Raw genomic sequence first — 18,130 nt, 5'->3', positions numbered from 1 at the left:
TACTGCAGGGGGGACCCTGTGGGAGAGTAGGACGCCGCCGAACAATTCTTGAATGGGAAAGCCCCGTGCCGATGGCACGGGGCTTTCCTGCGTTTAGGGTCGGGGTCATGCGCTATGACCTGGTCATTTTTGACAACGACGGTGTTCTCGTCGACAGCGAGCCCCTTTCCAACCGGCTACTGGCCGACTACCTCACCGAGCTCGGGCATCCGACGTCGTTCGAGGATTCCATCCGTGACTACATGGGGTCCGCCATGCATCGGGTGCACGACCTGGTGGAGGAGCGGACCGGGCAGCGGTTGCCGGACGACTTCGACGATGTGTTCCATACCCGCGTCTTCGCCGCGTTCGAGCGGGAGTTGAAGCCGGTGGCCGGTGTTGTCGATGTGCTGGAGACGCTGGCGGCCGAGGGGGTGCCGTACTGCGTGGCCTCGTCCGGGAGCCATGAACGGATCCGGGTGGGGCACCGTACGACCGGGCTCGACCGGTGGTTCGACGACGAGCGGATCTTCAGCTCCCAGGATGTGGGGCGGGGCAAGCCGGCACCGGACCTGTTCCTGTACGCGGCGCAGCGGATGGGCGTCGTGCCGGCGCGGTGTGTCGTGGTCGAGGACAGCCCACTGGGCGTACAGGCGGCGGTCGCGGCCGGGATGGACGTGTACGGGTTCACCTCGATGACACCCGCGGAGAAGCTGGCGGGAACCACCCGACTCTTCGCGGATCTGCGGAAGTTGCCGGACCTGTGGGCGGGGTGATCCGCGTCCGCGGCTGACAATTGTCATGCGGAGCAGTGGACGTTCGTTTCTACTGCCGGGCCGGGACCGGCCACGAAGCTGGGTGCATGACGACGAACTCGGTTGCACCCCGCAGCATTTCCAGCAGCAGGCGGCAGACCTTTCTGCCGATCGTCCTGGATGTGGCGGCGCCGATCGGGGCGTACTACCTCCTCAGGAACGGGTTCGGGATGAGCGCGTTCGCCTCGCTCGCGTGGAGCAGCGTCGTACCGGCCGCGCGGACCGGGTGGGCGGCGGTGGCGGAGCGGACGCTCAATGCCTTCGCCGCGCTCATCCTGTTCGTGAACGCGGTCTCGCTGCTGCTCGGCTTCGTCTCCGGTGACGCCCGGCTGATGCTCGTCAAGGAGAGCGCGGTGGGCAGTGTCATCGGCATCGGGGTGCTGGTGTCCGTGGGGCTGGGCAAGCCGATGATGACCGCAGGCATGAAGCCGTGGGTGACCAGGGGGCAGACCGCGCGGGAAGCGGCATGGACGCGGCTGGAGTCCGGGTCGGAGGCGTTCCGGCGGGCCGAGCGGAGGTTCTCCATGGTGTGGGGAGCGGCGCTGCTCGGCGAGTGTGTGGTGCGGGTCGTCGGGGCGTACTCCCTGCCGGTGGACACCATGGTCTGGCTCGGCACCGTTCTCATGATCGTCACGATGGGCGGGGCGTTCCTGGTCGGTGGGGTGCTGGGGGCCGGTCCCATGCTGGCCATGGTCGCCGCCGAGGTGAAGGCAGCCGGAGCCCGGGTGCCCGCGGCTGCTCCCACCGTCGCCGCCTCTCCCACCGCCGCCGCTCCCGAACTCCGTTGAAACTGAGCACAATTCATCTTTGGCCGGATCTACCCACCAGTACGCCGGGGCCCTACGCTCGCCGCCATGACTGATGTGCTGCGGCGCGGCAGGGCCTCGTTGGCGTTCGCCTTCTTGGTGCAGGGAGTCGCCTTCGCTCTGCTCGTGACGCGGATCCCGGCCATCCAGGACCGGTACGGGGTCTCCGACGCGCTGTTGCCCGCCTTCCTCGCCGCGGTGCCGGTGCTCGCCGGTATCGGGAGCGTGGCGACGGAGCGGCTGGTGAAGAGGGTGCCGCCGAGCCGGGTGCTGAGGTGGTCGCAGCCGGTCGTGCTGCTGGCGCTGCTCGGGGTCGGGGCGGGGGAGCACATGGCCGGGCTGGCCGTGGCGCTGGCCGTGTTCGGGCTGGCCGTGGGGGCGTTGGACGCCTCGATGAACATGCTCGGGGTGAGTCTCCAACGGGCGTACGGGCGCAGCATCATGCTGAGTTTCCACGCCGCCTACAGCCTGGGGGGAATCGTCGGGGCGTCGCTCGCGTGGGTGGGCGCGCACTGGCAGCTGGCGCTGTGGGTGTCGTATCTGCCGGTCGTGCTGGTGCTGATGCCGGCGGCGTTGATCGGGAGCCGGTGGTACGTGGACCAGGAGCAGCAGGAGGGCCGGCACCGGGACCGTGTCTCCGGTGCGGCCTCCGAGAGGGGGGACGGGGCCGGGCCCGTCCCCTTCAAGCTGCTGCTGCCGTTGTGCCTGGTGATGACGGTGGCGTACATCGGGGACTCGACGGTCTCGAACTGGAGCGCGAAGTACCTCCAGGACGTGCTGGGGAGTTCGGAGCAGACGGCGACCGTTCCGTACAACGTCTACATGGTCACCACGCTGCTGGGGCGGACGATCGGGGACTTGGGGGTGCGGCGCTTCGGTGCTGTGGTGGTGGTGCGGGCCGGGGCGCTGGTGGCGGCGGCGGGGTTCGCCGTGGTCGCCGGGGCGCCGGGGGAGTGGGTGGGGATGCTGGGGTTCACGCTGCTGGGGCTGGGGCTCTGTGTGCTGGTACCGCAGACTTTCGCGGCGGCGGGGCGGTTGTTCCCGGGGGCGTCGGACGTGGCCGTCGCGCGGCTCAACGTCTTCAACTATGTGGGGTTCCTGATCGGCTCCCCGCTGGTCGGGGTGCTCGGGGACGTATGGAGCTATCGCGGGGCGATGCTTGTGCCGATGGTGTTGGTCCTGGTGGCACTCGTGTATGCCAGGTCGTTCACTCCTGAACCGGACCGATACGGTGGCGGGCATGAGCGGGCGCGCACAGCTGATGTGGGACGAGGCAGTCACGGGCTATGACTTCGGCCGGGACCATCCGATGGACCCGGTCCGGCTCGCGCTGACCCGGAGTCTGGTGGGCGCCCTGGAGCTGGACCGCGAGGTCGCGGTGGTCGCCGCGAAGACGGCCGGTGAGTCGACGCTGCGGCTGGTGCACCGTGAGGACTACATCGACGCGGTCAGGGCGGCGTCGGCGGATCCGGCGGCCGCGGACCAGTCGTACGGGCTGGGGACGACGGACGATCCCGCCTTCGCGGGGATGCACGAGGCGTCGGCGCTGATCGCGGGGCAGTCGGTGGGCGCGGCGGAGGCCGTGTGGCGAGGCGAGGCCCTGCACGCCGTGAACTTCGCGGGCGGGCTGCACCACGCGATGCCCGGGGCGGCCTCGGGGTTCTGCGTGTACAACGACGCGGCGCTGGCCATCGCCCGGCTGTTGGAGCTGGGGGCCGAACGCGTCGCGTACGTCGACGTCGACGTGCATCACGGGGACGGGGTGCAGGCGGCGTTCTGGGAGGACCCGAGGGTCCTCACGGTGTCGCTGCACGAGCATCCCCGGACCCTGTTCCCGCAGACCGGGTGGCCGGAGGAGACCGGCGCGGACAGTGCGCAGGGCAGCGCGGTCAACGTCGCCCTGCCGGCCGGGACCGGGGACGAGGGGTGGCTCCGGGCGTTCCACGCCGTGGTGCCGGAGCTGCTCGCGGACTTCCGGCCGCAGGTGCTGGTGACGCAGCACGGGGCCGACACGCACTTCGAGGATCCGCTGGCACATCTGGCGGTGTCGCTGGACGCGCAGCGTGCGGTGCAGGTGGCGTGCCACGAGCTGGCGCACGAGTACGCCGACGGCCGGTGGGTGGCGCTGGGCGGCGGCGGTTACGCGGTGGTGGAGGTCGTCCCGAGGTCCTGGACGCATCTGGTGGGTATCGCGGCCGGGAAGCCGGTGGATCCGGTGACGATGATCCCCGAGAGCTGGCGGCAGGAGGTGTACGCCCGGACCCGGCAGTTGGGGCCGATGCGGATGACCGACGGCCGATGGCCCGTGTCCTGGGCCTCCTGGGAGGCCGGCTACGACCCGGCGGACCGGCTGGACCAGGCGGTCCTGGCGACCCGGCGCGCGGTGTTCCCGCTGCGGGGGCTGCTGCCCTAGGTCGTACCGGGCGGGGACGCGGCCCTGCGTTGTCGCCCCGTGCTGTCGCTCCGGCGTTGCCGGCCCTGCGCCCTGCGTCCGCTTCCGCTTCCGCGTGGTTACGCCGACCGTGCGGTGTTTCCCGGGTTCTTGGGGTGGCCCGGGACCGGATCGCGCACCATCGCTGCCGTGCCGACCACAACCGCCCCTCCCACAGGCTCTCCCGCCGACCCACCTGCCGGTCCAGCCCCTGGTCCGCCGGCCGGCCTTCCCGCCGGCTCTTCCGTCGGCCCGCCCGTCGCTCCTCCCGTCGGCCCACCCGCGGGTCCAGCCCCTGGTCCGCGGGCCGGCCTGGCCTCCGCCCCTCCCGCCGGTCCGAGTGTCGCCGGTCTTCGTGCGCATCTGCTGGACGCCCGGCTGTCCGGGACCGTGGCCACCACGAGGGAGGAGAGCCTGCGGAGCTACCGGCTCTTCGCCGCCCGGGACCCGCGCGCACTGATCGGCCTCGACCCGGAAGGGGTATGGGGGCAGCGGGAATTGATCGAGCTGATGGCAGCCAGGTGTGGTGTTTCGGCCGATCCTCGTCATGTTTCCGGGCATGATGTGATCGACCCGGAGCGGACCCTGGGCGCTCTGGACGCCTATGCGGAGCGGATCGCGGCCGCGGCCCGGAGCGGTGTGCCCGTGCTGCTCGGCACCGGTCACCCGCACCGGCTGCTCGGTTTCTATGCAGCTCTGGCAGACGCTCTGTCGGCGGCGGGATGTGAGGTCCTCACCCCTGCGCAGGGTCGCTGTGTCGACATAACGACCCGGTTCGGTCTACGCACGCACAACCTCGACTACGTACGAGGAGTCGCGCTGGTCCGGGGCGCACGTTCCGAACGCCCCGGTGGTGAACCCGGCGCACATACGCACTCCCCGCTCCCGGTTCGGACCGCGCTCGCCGCGTCCGCCGAGGCCGGCGGGCCGCTTCCCGGGCTGGTGATCGGAGATCACGGCTGGGCCTGCGGGGCAGGTCAGCTGGGGTTCGAGGCCATCGCGCTGGCCGATGTGAACGACCCCGCCCCGTTCGTGGGTGAGGCCGAGGGGTGCCTCTCGGTGGTCGTTCCACTTGATGACGGTGTGCGGTCCGCCCACTACCTGCCGCTGACCCGCTACGTACTCAATCGAGCGTGTCTGTCACAGTAGGCCGCCGATGGGTGCACCTCTTCCCCACTCGCATCACCCGCCCCTACATTGGGGAGTGAGCACGCAACGACGAAGAGTCACCGGAAGGGGAAGCCGGTGCCCGTCGAGTGTGGAAGGTTCAGGTGTGTCATGGCTGCAGCTGGCGAGAGGCCTCTGAACGAGGTCCGGTTCCTTACCGTGGCGGAAGTCGCCTCGGTGATGCGAGTGTCGAAGATGACCGTGTACCGCCTGGTGCACAGTGGTCATCTGCCCGCGATCCGGGTGGGGCGGTCCTTCCGCGTCCCGGAGCAAGCGGTTCACGAGTACCTCCGCGAGAGCTATGTGGGGGTGGAAACGGCCTGACGGCGGGCCGGGGAGATCCGAACAAAGGCACTCTCGGGCCTCCCCGGTCGTCTCGATTACGACCTCAGCGCTCGGGCGGGTAGGCTGGCCCCTCGTAGGTCGTGTGGGCCCATGGCGCCCAAACACCGAGTGATGAGAAGTGAGCGAGGGTAGTCGTGGGCTCTGTTATCAAGAAGCGGCGCAAGCGGATGGCCAAGAAGAAGCACCGCAAGCTGCTCAAGCGCACGCGCGTTCAGCGTCGCAACAAGAAGTAAGCGACGACGCGGAAGCGTGTTCAGTGGCCCCCCACCGATGCGGTGGGGGGCCACTGTCATCACATGGGTCGGACCCGTGGCGAAGGCAAGAGGAAGGCACTGTCGTGGGGAAAGTCGTGCTGGTGACCGGAGTGGCCCGCCCGCTGGGGGGGCCGTTTCGTCCGGCGGATCCAGCGTGATCCGGACGTGGACCGGGTCGTCGCCGTGGACGCGGTCCGGCCCGCGCACCACCTCGGCGGCGCCGACTTCATCCAGACCGACATCCAGCAGCCCACCGTCGCGCGCGTGCTCGCCGAGGCCGGCGCCGACACCGTTGTGCACCTCGATGTCACGGGCACACCGCTCGGCGGCGGCAGCAGCCGGACGGCGCTCAAGGAGACCAACGTCATCGGCACCATGCAGCTGCTCGGTGCCTGCCAGAAGTCCCCGACCGTCAAGCGGCTGGTCGTGAAGTCCAGTACGAACGTCTACGGCTCCGCGCCCCGCGACCCGGCGGTCTTCACCGAGACGACCCCGCCCAAGTCCCTGCCCAGCGGTGGCTTCGCGAAGGACGCCGTCGAGGTCGAGGGCTATGTGCGCGGCTTCGCGCGCCGCCGCCCGGATGTCGCCGTGTGTGTGCTCAGGTTCGCCAACATCCTGGGGCCCGCCGCGGACAGCCCGCTCGCCGCGTACTTCTCGCTGCCGGTCCTGCCGACCGTGTTCGGCTACGACCCGCGGCTGCAGTTCGTGCACGAGGACGATGTGATCGACGTGCTGCGCCTCGCCTCGTACGAACCCCGGCGGGGCACGCTCAACAGTGGCACCTTCAACATTGCCGGGGACGGCGTCCTGCTGCTGTCCCAGTGTTCGAGGAGGCTCGGCCGGCCGACCGTGCCCCTGCTCCTCCCCGCGGTCACCTGGGCGGGCTCACTGGTGCGTACGCTGGGGATGTCGGACTTCTCACCCGAGCAGATCCGGCTGCTCACGCACGGCCGGGTGGTGGCGACGGACCAGATGCGCGAGACGCTGGGCTTCACGGCGAAGTACACGACAGCAGAAACGTTCGCGGACTTCGTGCGCGGCCGCGGCCCCGGGCTGCTTCCGCCGGAGGCCCTCACGGGGGCCGTCGACCGGATCGCCGCGCTGCCCCTGCCGGGCACGGGCAGCGGTCACCCCCCGAAGCAGAGCGCCAACTGAGGAGCGCAGCAACGATGGCGGACGCCAAGGTCATTCCGTTCGACGACGACCGTTCCCGTGGGGGAGCAGGGGGTGTGGGGGGTGCCGCGCAGCGCCCGTCGCGCCGCCGGGGTGCGGGAAGCCGGCGACACGGTGCGGGGAGTACCGCGATGGGCGACGTCCAGCCCCTGCAGGGGCGGGCGTCCGTCGGGGACGATGCTCCGGTGTCCCGTGAGCCTCGCAAGCTCCGTGCCGAGCATGAGGGCGAGGGCGGGGCCGCCGCATCCGGCGCTGTCCCCGGCGCGGAATCCGGTTCCGGGGACGAAGCCGGCAGCCTGGAACAGCGGGTCGCGAGCGGGCTGGCCTTCCTGCGCCGCCGGCTCACCGGGGACTACGCGGTGGACGACTTCGGCTACGACGAGGAACTCACCGACCAGGTCCTGATGTCCCTGCTGCGCCCGATGTACGAGAAGTACTTCCGGGTCGAGGTGAAGGGCATCGAGAACATCCCCTCCGAGGGCGGCGCCCTGATCGTCGCCAACCACTCCGGGACGCTGCCGCTGGACGGTCTGATGATGCAGGTCGCCGTCCACGACAACCACCCCGCCGACCGGCATCTGCGACTGCTCGCGGCGGACCTGGTGTTCATGCTGCCGGTGGTCAACGAACTCGCCCGCAAGCTCGGTCACACCCTGGCCTGCGCCGAGGACGCGGCACGGCTGCTGGAGCAGGGGGAACTGGTGGGGGTGATGCCGGAGGGCTTCAAGGGCCTCGGCAAGCCCTTCGCCGACCGCTACAAGCTGCAGCGCTTCGGCCGGGGCGGCTTCGTGTCCACGGCGCTGCGCGCACGGACACCGATCATCCCGTGCTCGATCGTCGGAGCCGAGGAGATCTACCCGATGATCGGCAATGGCAGGACCATCGCACGCCTGCTCGGGTTCCCGTATTTCCCGCTGACGCCGACCTTCCCGTGGCTCGGCCCGCTCGGCGCGATCCCGCTGCCGACGAAGTGGACCATCCAGTTCGGCGAGCCCATCCACACGGAGAGCTACCCGCCGGAGGCGGCCGAGGACCCGATGCTGATGTTCAACCTGACCGACCAGGTCCGGGAACAGATCCAGCACACCCTCTACAAGCTGTTGGTGCAGCGACGGTCGGTGTTCTTCTAGGAAACCCGGTACGTGCAGGAAGCCCCGTACGTGGTGTGGCGGGACCCCCGGCGACCGGGGGCCCCGCCACACCACGTACTCCGGCTCTCCGGCTCTCCGGCTCTACAGTTTCCTGTTCGGCGTCCTCACTCCGCGTCCTCGCTGTCGATGCCCAGTCCCGGGAGCAGGCCGGGGAGGAGGGGCGGGAGGGTGACGTCGGGCTGGGCCGGCACGGTGGCGCCGCCGCCGGCCGGCGGGGAGGTACTGGTGTCGCCGCTCTCCGTCGGCGGGTCGAGCAGCCCGCCGGTGTTGCCGCCGAGCAGGCCCTCGTTCCGGTCGCCGGAGCCGGCGGACCCGCTGGGGGCTCTGCTGCCGGTGCCGTCCTTGTCCGCGGCGCCGTTGGTGCCGGTGCCGGGCATCTGGGAGCGGTCGGTACCGGGCGGGTCGCTCGGGGTGGGCCCGGAGTCGCCGCGCCGTCCTCTGCCGTCGTCGCCGCCCTGCCGGGACGGGGGTTCGGGGAGCAGGGACTGCAGCGGGGCGACGTCCTCGTCTATGGCGTCGAACACCGACGAGACCTGCTCGCTGACGTCACCGAGCTGCGGGGGCAGCCGGTCGCGGAGGGAGCCCCAGGTCTGCCGGTGCGCGTCCGAGAAGGAGGAGAGGGCCTGCATGGGGCGCAGGGAGTCCGGGTCGTTCCGGTACGCCTCGCGCAGCAGCCGATGGCCCTCGGACGCGTCGTGCCGCATGCCGGACAGGGCACGGCGGATCTCGCCGAGGGATTCGTGGTCGAGGTGGCCGCTGCGGCCGCGCTCCAGCAGCCGGCGGGCCTCGCCGAGGCGGGTGGAGGCGTGGTCGAGGAAGACGCGGCCCCGCTCGTCGTTGCCGTCGGCGAGGCCGAGCTTGACGTCCTCCATGCCGCGCTTGAGACCGTAGAGCGAGTCTCCGGGGAGGGCGTCGGAGCTGGCGGCGGCGACTCCGCCGAAGGCGCCCGCGGCCACGGTGATGCCGAGTCCGCCCGCGGTGAGGCCCTTGGCCAGGCGCGAGCGCGGTCTCATCTTCCCCAGCGGGGTTGCCCGGTGTGCGCCCCGGGCGCGGCGTGAACGCTGATCGGGTACGGACGCATCCGCTCCCTCGCCCGCGGCGGTGCCTTCTTGGAGCATGGCCTCGAACGCGGCCACCAGTTGGGCCCGATGGACGACCTTGACCTCGGGATCCAGCTCCGGCTTGGGCAGCTCGCCGAGACCGGCGGCCAGCGTGAGCAGCCGCGCCTGTTCGGTCTCCGCAACGGCCGGGGCCGATCCTTCGGACTGCCCGGCCGCCGTGCCCCGGTCGGACTGCTCCTCCAGGGCCTGGGCGAAGGCGTTCGCCCGCCGGTGCGCCGATACGTTCGCGATCACTGGCGGCACCTCCTCTCATCGTGACGGTCGACTCCCCAGGGGGTCCTGAGGGTTCCACCCCCTGACCATGTCCACACGATCGGGTGATCGAAGTTGGCCGGGGATTGACCACAGGGAGCCTGCATCCCGCACAACGAGCGGCACGGCGCTGGGGTTACGCGCGTCGGTGGGCCGGTTCGGGAAGCCAAGGGAGTGTTACTCGAAGCGGGTCGGCTGTCATGGGCGGTGATGCGTCGGCACCGGCACCGGGTCCGTTCCGTTCGCCGGGCCGCTCAACGCGTGTCCTCGGGGAGGAGCCGGGCGAGGGTGCGGACGGCCCGGTACTGGAGGGTCTTGATCGCCCCCTCGTTCTTGCCCATCACGCGGGCGGTCTCCGCGACGGAGAGACCCTGGAGGAATCGGAGCGTGACGCATTCGCGCTGTTGGGGGTTGAGACGTTGTACGGCATCGAGGAGGGCGGCATTGGAAAGGTATTCGAGGACGGAGTCCTCGGGGGACCGCGCGACCTCGTTGGCGTCGAGCATCTCCCCGGTGGTGACCTCGAGACGGAAACGGCTGGACTTGAAGTGGTCGGCCACCAGATTGCGGGCGATGGTGACGAGCCAGGCGCCGAAGTCGCGCCCCTGCCAGGTGAAGGTGCCGATGCGGCGCAGTGCCCGCAGGAAGGTCTCGCTGGTGAGGTCCTCGGCGTTCGCCTTGCTGCCCACCCGGTAGTAGATGTAGCGGTACACGGTGTCGCTGTACTGGTCGTAGAGCCGTCCGAAGGCGTCGGCCTCGCCCGCCTGGGCGCGCTCCACGAGCTCCATCATCCTGGCGCTGTCACTGTCCGCGGCGGGACGGCGGGTGGTGGTGGCGCCGGACGGGCGTCCGCGCCTGCCCACCGCGGTGCTGTCCTCGGCGAGGGCGTAGCAAGGACCGACGGGCGCGTCGGCGACGGTGGGGCAGGGGACGGCGGGCGCGGGGGCGTATGCGGGGACGGCGGAGACGGGGACGGCGTATGCGGGGACGGCATATGCGGCGGGGGCGAAGCCGCGCAGCAACTCCCGGGCTGCCGTGACTGCTGTGCGCAGTGCGGTCAGGCCCGGGTCGTCAACCCCGACGTGTGGGTACACGGGACTCCCAGAGGCAGAGCTTCCATCACGTGCAGTGCGGGACCTTTCACCCGTCGTAGCGACGGAAGGGCACCGGTTTGCGTCTGAGGAGAATAACGCTTCGTACAGAGCCCGCTACGCCGAGTTGCTGAAATCATCGATTGCGTCGTTTCCGTAGCCGGTTGACGCATGTTCAAGCACCCGACGCTGAACGAATGTTGACCGAAATTCTTCGCATTTAGGTTCGGTACAGGATGTGTCGTGGCCGTGTGCAGCCAAGAGGGCTGGACAGCGGGGTTGCGGGGTAGGGCAGTTGGATTGGCCGGGTTTACGGGCGGGGCGCCACTTCTGTCCCCCGCTGATCGGACCGTCGGCCGTACGGGTGTCCGTCGCCGCGGAGTTGACCGGCCGACCGGTGCCGACTGGAGCGACCGGTGCCGACTGGAGCGGCCGGTGTCGGCCGGAGCGGCCGAGGTCGGCCGGCGTCGGCATCCGGGCCGTGCCGCGCGCCGAATCCGGTGCCGGACGCGGCGCCGGATTCAGCGCCGGCGTCGGTGCATCGCGATGGCGGCCGCCGTGCCGCCGGCCACCGCGCCCACGCCCGCCGCCGCGGGGATGCCGACCTTCGCGGCCTTGCGCCCTGTGCGGTAGTCCCGCAGGCGCCAGTCCATGGTGCGGGCGTGCTTGCGCAGCTTGGAATCCGGGTTGATCGCGTACGGGTGTCCGACCAGGGAGAGCATCGGGATGTCGTTGTGGGAGTCGCTGTACGCCGCGCAGCGGCTCAGGTCCAGGTTCTCCGCAGTTGCCAGCGCGCGTACGGCCTCGGCCTTCGCCGGGCCGTGCAGCGGCTCGCCCACCAGTTTGCCGGTGTACACGCCGCCGAGGGACTCGGCCACCGTCCCGAGCGCCCCGGTCAGGCACAGCCGGCGTGCGATCACCTGGGCGATCTCCACCGGCGCCGCCGTGACCAGCCACACCCGCTGGCCCGCGTCCAGGTGTGCCTGCGCCAGTGCCCGCGTGCCCGGCCAGATCCGCTCGGCCATGTACTCGTCGTAGATCTCCTCGCCGATGGACTTCAGTTCGGAGACCCGGTGGCCCTTGACGATGGAGAGCGCGGAGTCGCGTGCGTCCTGCATGTGCTCGGGGTCCTCGACGCCGGCCAGCCGGAACCACGCCTGCTGCCATGCGAACCGGGCCAGGTCGCGCGTCTCGAAGAACTTCCGCTTGTACAGGCCCTTGCCGAAGTGGAACAGGGCCGCGCCCTGCATCACGGTGTTGTCCAGGTCGAAGAACGCGGCAGCCCGCTCGTCGCCGTGAACCGGGAAATCCGGTTCGCGGTCGGAAACTTCCTGAGTGGACTTGCGTGCGGCCTCTGCCGAGGCCTCGCCTGCCAACACGCTCCGCGCCGTGGCGGAGCGCCTACGGGGAGTGAGCCATCCGAGAGCGGCCATGGCGTGAGCATAGCCAGTCCGCCCGTCAGTTCCGGAGCCGAGAGGTTTGGACACCGTGAACTCTGCGCGTCCGTGTCGTTAAAGCACCCCTCCGGGCCCATCGGGAACCAGTGGACGCAGAGGGGTTCCCCTGGCCCGTCGGGAGGTGAGAATGGCTGACATGAGTCCGCTCTTCCGCCGCAAGGCTCCGCAGGATCGTCTCGTCACCCTCGTGGGCAAGCCCGGCTGTCATCTGTGTGACGACGCCCGGGCCGTGGTGGAGAAGGTGTGCGGTGACCTCGGGACCGCATGGGAGGAGAAGGACATCACCCAGGACCCGGGACTGCACGAGCAGTACTGGGAGCAGATTCCCGTCGTTCTCGTCGACGGCCGTCAGCACACGTTCTGGCGCGTCGACGAGGTCCGTCTCCGCAAGGCCCTGGCCGACTGAGGGTGTGACTGACCAGTCAGTGCAAAGCGGCGGGAAAGTCGCTTAGGATCGATGGCTGTCAGGTCTCGGGGGCGGGATACACAGAGGAGAGTGTGCGGTTTTGCCCCCAAAAGCAAGGGAGCGATGGTGCTCGCGCGCCGGTTCCGTACGCGTGTGCCGGGGGCGCGTGACCCCGGTCACTTTGGGTGGGCAAAACGGACATCATCTTTGTGCACGCGTTCACAAAGACATAGCCTGCACTCGACGGGGCGGTCCGGGGACGTATGACCGCCCGAAGCCCCGCTCTACCCGCAGGAGCACCGTGGCAACTGGCCGAACTCACCGACCGGCGACCCGTAGCCGAGGGATTCCCGAGGCCACCGTCGCCAGGCTTCCGCTGTACCTCCGCGCCCTCACCGCGCTCTCCGAGCGCTCGGTGCCCACGGTTTCCTCGGAGGAACTGGCGGCTGCCGCGGGCGTCAACTCCGCGAAGCTGCGCAAGGACTTCTCCTACCTGGGCTCCTACGGGACCCGGGGTGTCGGCTACGACGTCGAGTATCTCGTGTACCAGATCTCCCGTGAACTCGGCCTGACCCAGGACTGGCCGATTGTGATCGTCGGTATCGGTAACCTCGGTGCCGCGCTCGCCAACTACGGCGGGTTCGCCTCCCGCGGATTCCGGGTCGCCGCGCTCATAGACGCCGATCCCGCGATGGCCGGAAAGCCCGTCGCCGGGATCCCGGTGCAGCACACCGACGAACTCGAGAAGATCATCCAGGACGAGGGCGTGTCGATCGGCGTCATCGCGACGCCCGCCGGTGCCGCCCAGCAGGTCTGCGAGCGTCTCGTCGCCGCGGGAGTCACCTCCATCCTGAACTTCGCACCGACCGTGCTGTCCGTCCCGGACGGGGTCGACGTGCGCAAGGTGGACCTCTCCATCGAACTGCAGATCCTCGCCTTCCACGAGCAGCGCAAGGCCGGCGAGCTGGCCGCCGCCGGGACCGTCGTCCCGGCCGCCGCCGCCCGCCGGGAGCCCGCTGCCCCGCGCCGGGGCGCTGCCGCGCACCAGGCTCCCACCGCCGACCAGGGACCCGACGGGGACGTACCCGCCGTGATGCCGACATGAGTCTCCTCGTCGTCGGACTGAGCCACCGCAGCGCGCCGGTCAGCGTGCTGGACCGGGCCTCGCTGAGCCTGGACGCGCAGACCAAGCTGCTGCAGGACACGGTCGCCGCCGAGCCGGCCACCGAGGCCGCGGTGCTCGCCACCTGCAACCGCATCGAGCTGTACGCCGACGTGGACAAGTTCCACGCCGGTGTCGCCGAGCTGTCCACGCTGCTGGCCCAGCACAGCGGGGTCGGCCTGGAGGAGCTCACTCCCCATCTCTATGTGCACTACGAGGACCGGGCCGTCCACCACATGTTCTCGGTGGCCTGCGGACTGGACTCGATGGTGGTGGGCGAGGGACAGATCCTCGGCCAGATCAAGGACTCGCTGGCGCGTGCGCAGGGACTGCACACCACCGGCCGGCTGATGAACGACCTGTTCCAGCAGTCGCTCCGGGTCGGCAAGCGTGCCCACTCGGAGACCGGCATCGACCGCGCCGGGCAGTCCCTGGTCACCTTCGGCCTGGAGCAGCTGGCCCTCGGCACGCCCGTCGCGACCTGGGCGCAGGGCAAGAAGGCCCTGGTCATGGGCGCCGGTTCGATGTCGTCGCTGGCCGCGGCCACGCTCGCGCGGGCCGGTGTCTCCGAGATCGTGATCGCCAACCGCACCGCCGACCGCGCCGAGCGGCTCGTGGCCCTGCTCGGAGAGCAATATGGACAACGTCTGACCGAGAGCGGCGAGACGGACGTGCGGGCCCGCGCGGTACCGATGGGATCGGTGCCGTTCGAGCTGACACGTGCAGACGTCGTCGTCTCCTGTACGGGCGCGACCGGGCTCGTCCTCACGGCCGACGCGATCGCCGCCGGTGTCGAGGACCGGGTCGGGGCGCAGCCGGACGCCGTACGCGCCGAGGCGCCGCAGGCGCTGGACGCCTCCGGGGTGCCGGGCGCACGGACGACGACCCCCCTGCCCCCCGCGGCCTCCCCCGCAGGCGCCGGTACCGACGAGGACTGCCCGCTGGACCTGGCCTCCGTGCCGCCCGGCTTCTCCGTGATGGGCGAGGCGGCCGTCGCCGGCATGGACGCGGCGACGCTGGAGCAGCACGCGACGTGGGCCACGGGCAGTGCCGTCGACCGCCGCCAGAGCGGCCGGCGCGGCGTCGACGCGGACGGGACGGACCGGGCGGACCGGACGGACCCCGAGCTGATCGGCGCGCTGGCCGCGACCGTGGCGAGCGTCGGACGGATCCCCGAGCGGCGCCGTCCGGAGCCGGTGGCCGAGCCGCCGCGTCCGGAACCCGTGCTGTATCTGCTCGACCTCGCGATGCCCCGCGACGTCGACGCCGCCGCGCACCGTCTCGCCGGGGTGCGGCTGGTCGACATCGAGAAGCTCGCGGAGGCGTCCGCGGACGCTCCGATGGCTGCCGATGTGGACCAGGTCCGGCGTATCGTCTCCGACGAGGTGGCGGCGTTCGGGGCGGCACAGCGGGCCGCGCACATCACGCCGACCGTGGTCGCCCTGCGCACCATGGCCGCGGATGTGGTGTCCGGTGAGATCGCCCGCCTCGAGGGCCGGCTGCCCGGCCTGGACGACAAGTATCGCGCGGAGATCACCCAGACCGTACGGCGGGTGGTCGACAAGCTGCTGCACGCGCCGACCGTGCGGGTCAAGCAGCTCGCGGCCGAACCCGGCGGCGCCGGGTACGCGGACGCGTTGCGCACCCTGTTCGACCTCGACCCCGAGACGGTGGCCTCCGTCTCCCGAGCCGAGGAAAGTACCGAGAAGAACGCGATGAACGCGAAGAACGCGAAGAACGCGATGAACGTGATGAACGCGAACATCGCAGAGAACCGAGGGCCGGCATGACTGGAAAGGCACTGAGGCTCGGGACCAGGCGGAGCAAGCTCGCCATGGCCCAGTCCGGGCAAGTGGCGGAAGCCGTGAGCCAGGTGACCGGACGGCCTGTCGAGCTCGTCCCGATCACCACGTACGGTGACACCTCGCGCGAGCACCTCGCGCAGATCGGCGGGACCGGCGTCTTCGTGGCCGCGCTGCGCGAGGCTTTGGTGCGCGGCGAGGTGGACTTCGCCGTGCACTCGCTGAAGGACCTGCCGACCGCGCCGCACGAGGAGCTGGTCCTGGCCGCCGTACCGGTGCGCGAGGACCCGCGGGACGTGATGATCGCGCGGGACGCGCTCAAGCTCACCGACCTCCCGCGCGGTGCCCGCATCGGCACCGGCTCGGCACGTCGCATGGCCCAGCTGAACGCGTACGCGGTCAGTCACGGCCTGGATTTCGTGACGGTGCCGATCCGCGGGAACGTCGACACCCGGATCGGGTACGTCACCAGTGGTGAGCTGGACGCCGTCGTGCTGGCCGCCGCGGGACTGAACCGGGTCGGACGCAGCGACGAGGTGACCGACTTCCTGTCGGTCGACACGGTTTTGCCCGCCCCCGGCCAGGGGGCCCTGGCGGTCGAGTGTTCCGTGCGCGACACGGAGCTGATCGCCGCGCTCGCCGAGCTCGACGACCCGTTCACACGGGCCGCCGTGACGGCCGAGCGGTCTCTGCTCGCCGCTCTGGAGGCCGGCTGTACCGCCCCTGTGGGGGCGCTCGCCGACCTTCACCCAGATCTCGGCTTCGCTCGAGTCTGGGGGGACCCCCAGACGGACGGGCCGATTGTCAAGGAAATGCGCCTGCGGGGCGTCGTCGGCACGACCGACGGCACCAGGCTGGTGCAGTTGTCCACCACTGGTCCCGTGCCCGAGACGCATGAGGCGGCGATGGCGCTCGGTCGCGAACTCGCCACCGAGATGCTTGCCCAGGGCGCGGCCGGTCTGATGGGGGAGCGAGCACAGTGAGCCCCACCACCCTTCCACCTCCTCCGGAACACGGGCACGTCACCTTCCTCGGTGCCGGACCCGGGGATCCGGGACTGCTGACTCTGCGTGCCGTCGAGGCGCTGGCGAACGCGGATGTTCTCGTCGCCGAGCACGAGGTGCTCGACGTCGTACGCCGACATGCCAGGCAGGGCGTCGCCGAGGTGCCCACGGAAACGGACTCTGCGGGTTCCTCCGCGCTGTCCGCTCCGGGCACAGGCACGCCTCAGCTCACGGTTGTTGACGGCACGTCAACAACCGTAGGCGCACCCGCGGTGCGGGATGCGGCACATCTTGTCATGGAGGCCGCACGGGGCGGCAGGCGGGTCGTCCGTGCGGTGTCCGGTGATCCCGGCCTCGACGCGTACGCCGCCGAGGAGATGCTGGCGTGCGTGGCGGCCGGGGTGCCCTTCGAGGTCGTCCCCGGTGTCGCGGCCGCGGTCGGCGTGCCCGCGTACGCCGGTGTGCCGCTGCGGGACGCGCACGGCGCGGACGTACGGTTCGTGGACGCGCGCACCGCGTCCGACCGGTGCTGGACCGAGGTCGGGGCGTCGGACGGCACGGTGGTCGTCTCCACGACGCTCGACTCGGTGGGCGCCGCGGCGGGCGAACTGGTGTCCGCCGGTCGCAAGCCCGACACCCCGCTGACGGTGACCGTCGCGGGCACGACGACCCGGCAGCGCACCTGGACGGCGACGCTCGGCACGATCGCGCAGACGCTGAAGCAGGCGAAGGTGCTGCCGTCGCCCGAGGGCGGCCGGCCGGTCATAGCCGTGGTCGGTGAGCGTTCCGCCCCCGCCCAGCGCGACCGGCTGTCGTGGTTCGAGTCCAAGCCGATGTTCGGCTGGAAGGTGCTCGTGCCGCGGACCAGGGAGCAGGCGGCGTCGCTCTCCGACCAACTGCGCTCCTACGGCGCGGTGCCGCACGAGGTGCCGACCATCGCCGTGGAACCGCCGCGTACCCCGCAGCAGATGGAACGCGCGGTCAAGGGCCTGGTGACGGGCCGCTACGAGTGGATCGCCTTCACCTCGGTCAACGCGGTCAAGGCGGTGCGGGAGAAGTTCGAGGAGTACGGTCTCGACGCCCGCGCGTTCGCCGGGATCAAGGTCGCCGCGGTGGGCGACCAGACCGCCAAGGCGCTGATCGCCTTCGGTGTGAAGCCGGACCTGATGCCGAGCGGCGAGCAGTCGGCCGCGGGACTCCTGGACGACTGGCCGCCCTACGACTCGGTCTTCGACCCGATCGACAGGGTCTTCCTGCCGCGCGCCGACATCGCCACCGAGACACTGGTGGCCGGTCTCATCGACCTGGGCTGGGAGGTCGACGACGTCACCGCCTACCGCACTGTGCGCGCCTCGCCCCCGCCCGCGGAGACCCGGGAGGCGATCAAGGGCGGCGGCTTCGACGCGGTGCTCTTCACCTCGTCGTCGACGGTACGGAACCTGGTCGGCATCGCGGGCAAGCCGCACAACGTGACGGTCATCGCCTGTATCGGCCCGGCGACGGCGAAGACGGCCGAGGAGCACGGGCTGCGCGTCGACGTCATGGCCCCGGAGCCGTCGGTGCACAAGCTGGCGGAGGCCCTGGCCGACTTCGGCACCCGCCGCCGGCTGGCGGCGATCGACGCCGGCGACCCGGTCACCCGCCCGAGCGAACGACGCCCGGGCGCGCGCAGGCGCCGGTCGACGACCTGAGTCGGCGCGACGACGGCAGTTCA

The 18,130-nt window shown here is 70.8% G+C and carries 16 protein-coding genes and 1 pseudogene; 14 read left to right on the top strand and 3 right to left on the bottom strand.

Features of this window, described 5'->3' with window-relative positions; genetic code table 11:
- The first annotated feature begins 107 nt into the window (after window positions 1-107).
- From ACFYQA_RS28915 to ACFYQA_RS28875, 9 genes and pseudogenes are all read left to right on the top strand, one after another.
- On the top strand, window positions 108-755 hold the full coding sequence (locus ACFYQA_RS28915) for an HAD family hydrolase (protein WP_388923823.1): 648 nt from the start codon (window positions 108-110) through the stop codon (window positions 753-755).
- A gap of 86 nt (window positions 756-841) precedes the next feature.
- Window positions 842-1,582, top strand: coding sequence for a VC0807 family protein (locus ACFYQA_RS28910; protein ID WP_388923820.1), 741 nt, complete (start codon window positions 842-844; stop codon window positions 1,580-1,582).
- Between the two features lie 66 nt (window positions 1,583-1,648).
- Complete coding sequence (locus ACFYQA_RS28905) at window positions 1,649-2,890, top strand: MFS transporter (RefSeq protein WP_388923817.1); 1,242 nt, start codon at window positions 1,649-1,651, stop codon at window positions 2,888-2,890.
- Window positions 2,841-4,013 carry an acetoin utilization protein AcuC gene (locus ACFYQA_RS28900; protein WP_386405770.1) on the top strand — a complete coding sequence of 391 codons (1,173 nt, stop codon included), beginning with the start codon at window positions 2,841-2,843 and terminating at the stop codon, window positions 4,011-4,013. The genes ACFYQA_RS28905 and ACFYQA_RS28900 overlap by 50 nt, the downstream gene beginning before the upstream one ends.
- Before the next feature lie 330 nt (window positions 4,014-4,343).
- Window positions 4,344-5,180: a phosphatase gene (locus ACFYQA_RS28895; protein ID WP_388923831.1), complete on the top strand. Its 837-nt coding sequence runs from the start codon at window positions 4,344-4,346 to the stop codon at window positions 5,178-5,180.
- Window positions 5,181-5,309: 129 nt separating this feature from the next.
- Complete coding sequence (locus ACFYQA_RS28890) at window positions 5,310-5,522, top strand: helix-turn-helix domain-containing protein (RefSeq protein ID WP_062193679.1); 213 nt, start codon at window positions 5,310-5,312, stop codon at window positions 5,520-5,522.
- Between the two features lie 155 nt (window positions 5,523-5,677).
- The gene (locus ACFYQA_RS28885; RefSeq protein WP_003948845.1) at window positions 5,678-5,776 is read left to right on the top strand and encodes a 30S ribosomal protein bS22; all 99 of its coding nucleotides are present in this window, start codon (window positions 5,678-5,680) and stop codon (window positions 5,774-5,776) included.
- A 104-nt stretch (window positions 5,777-5,880) separates the two neighbouring features.
- Window positions 5,881-6,952: pseudogene (locus ACFYQA_RS28880) on the top strand (NAD-dependent epimerase/dehydratase family protein).
- Window positions 6,953-6,966: 14 nt separating this feature from the next.
- The gene (locus tag ACFYQA_RS28875) at window positions 6,967-8,100 is read left to right on the top strand and encodes a lysophospholipid acyltransferase family protein (RefSeq protein WP_388923813.1); all 1,134 of its coding nucleotides are present in this window, start codon (window positions 6,967-6,969) and stop codon (window positions 8,098-8,100) included.
- A gap of 125 nt (window positions 8,101-8,225) precedes the next feature.
- Here ACFYQA_RS28875 and ACFYQA_RS28870 read toward each other — a convergent pair whose 3' ends face one another.
- From ACFYQA_RS28870 to ACFYQA_RS28860, 3 genes are all read right to left on the bottom strand, one after another.
- Entirely contained in the window at window positions 8,226-9,476 is a 1,251-nt protein-coding gene (locus ACFYQA_RS28870) for a DUF5667 domain-containing protein (protein ID WP_388923810.1), read from the bottom strand.
- A gap of 272 nt (window positions 9,477-9,748) precedes the next feature.
- The gene (locus tag ACFYQA_RS28865) at window positions 9,749-10,588 is read right to left on the bottom strand and encodes an ECF subfamily RNA polymerase sigma factor, BldN family (protein WP_388923807.1); all 840 of its coding nucleotides are present in this window, start codon (window positions 10,586-10,588) and stop codon (window positions 9,749-9,751) included.
- A gap of 518 nt (window positions 10,589-11,106) precedes the next feature.
- The gene (locus tag ACFYQA_RS28860) at window positions 11,107-12,018 is read right to left on the bottom strand and encodes an HAD family hydrolase (protein WP_386405788.1); all 912 of its coding nucleotides are present in this window, start codon (window positions 12,016-12,018) and stop codon (window positions 11,107-11,109) included.
- A gap of 151 nt (window positions 12,019-12,169) precedes the next feature.
- On the opposite strand from ACFYQA_RS28860, the gene ACFYQA_RS28855 reads away from it, so the two are divergent.
- From ACFYQA_RS28855 to ACFYQA_RS28835, 5 genes are all read left to right on the top strand, one after another.
- The gene (locus ACFYQA_RS28855) at window positions 12,170-12,448 is read left to right on the top strand and encodes a glutaredoxin family protein (protein WP_386405791.1); all 279 of its coding nucleotides are present in this window, start codon (window positions 12,170-12,172) and stop codon (window positions 12,446-12,448) included.
- 301 nt (window positions 12,449-12,749) lie between these two features.
- Window positions 12,750-13,553 carry a redox-sensing transcriptional repressor Rex gene (locus ACFYQA_RS28850; protein ID WP_388923803.1) on the top strand — a complete coding sequence of 268 codons (804 nt, stop codon included), beginning with the start codon at window positions 12,750-12,752 and terminating at the stop codon, window positions 13,551-13,553.
- Window positions 13,550-15,400, top strand: coding sequence for a glutamyl-tRNA reductase (locus ACFYQA_RS28845; protein WP_388923800.1), 1,851 nt, complete (start codon window positions 13,550-13,552; stop codon window positions 15,398-15,400). Before ACFYQA_RS28850 ends, ACFYQA_RS28845 begins: the two co-directional genes overlap by 4 nt.
- Window positions 15,397-16,395 (top strand): hydroxymethylbilane synthase, encoded by a 999-nt coding sequence (gene hemC / locus ACFYQA_RS28840; protein ID WP_388923797.1) that lies wholly within the window; start codon window positions 15,397-15,399, stop codon window positions 16,393-16,395. Before ACFYQA_RS28845 ends, hemC begins: the two co-directional genes overlap by 4 nt.
- Window positions 16,392-18,107, top strand: coding sequence for a uroporphyrinogen-III synthase (locus tag ACFYQA_RS28835; RefSeq protein WP_388923794.1), 1,716 nt, complete (start codon window positions 16,392-16,394; stop codon window positions 18,105-18,107). Before hemC ends, ACFYQA_RS28835 begins: the two co-directional genes overlap by 4 nt.
- The last annotated feature ends 23 nt before the right edge of the window (window positions 18,108-18,130 follow it).

This window comes from Streptomyces sp. NPDC005774 (assembly GCF_042871645.1).
GTDB classification, from domain to species: domain Bacteria; phylum Actinomycetota; class Actinomycetes; order Streptomycetales; family Streptomycetaceae; genus Streptomyces; species Streptomyces pratens.
This window is presented reverse-complemented; position numbering and strand designations above follow the sequence as displayed.

What these genes read in the sequence shown, in the direction of transcription:
- ACFYQA_RS28915 (WP_388923823.1), top strand. Translation starts at nt 108, where the DNA reads ATGCGCTATGACCTGGTCATTTTTGACAACGACGGTGTTCTCGTCGAC.
- ACFYQA_RS28910 (WP_388923820.1), top strand. Translation starts at nt 842, where the DNA reads ATGACGACGAACTCGGTTGCACCCCGCAGCATTTCCAGCAGCAGGCGG.
- ACFYQA_RS28905 (WP_388923817.1), top strand. Translation starts at nt 1,649, where the DNA reads ATGACTGATGTGCTGCGGCGCGGCAGGGCCTCGTTGGCGTTCGCCTTC.
- ACFYQA_RS28900 (WP_386405770.1), top strand. Translation starts at nt 2,841, where the DNA reads ATGAGCGGGCGCGCACAGCTGATGTGGGACGAGGCAGTCACGGGCTAT.
- ACFYQA_RS28890 (WP_062193679.1), top strand. Translation starts at nt 5,310, where the DNA reads ATGGCTGCAGCTGGCGAGAGGCCTCTGAACGAGGTCCGGTTCCTTACC.
- ACFYQA_RS28875 (WP_388923813.1), top strand. Translation starts at nt 6,967, where the DNA reads ATGGCGGACGCCAAGGTCATTCCGTTCGACGACGACCGTTCCCGTGGG.
- ACFYQA_RS28860 (WP_386405788.1), bottom strand. Translation starts at nt 12,018, where the DNA reads ATGGCCGCTCTCGGATGGCTCACTCCCCGTAGGCGCTCCGCCACGGCG.
- ACFYQA_RS28855 (WP_386405791.1), top strand. Translation starts at nt 12,170, where the DNA reads ATGGCTGACATGAGTCCGCTCTTCCGCCGCAAGGCTCCGCAGGATCGT.
- ACFYQA_RS28845 (WP_388923800.1), top strand. Translation starts at nt 13,550, where the DNA reads ATGAGTCTCCTCGTCGTCGGACTGAGCCACCGCAGCGCGCCGGTCAGC.
- hemC (WP_388923797.1), top strand. Translation starts at nt 15,397, where the DNA reads ATGACTGGAAAGGCACTGAGGCTCGGGACCAGGCGGAGCAAGCTCGCC.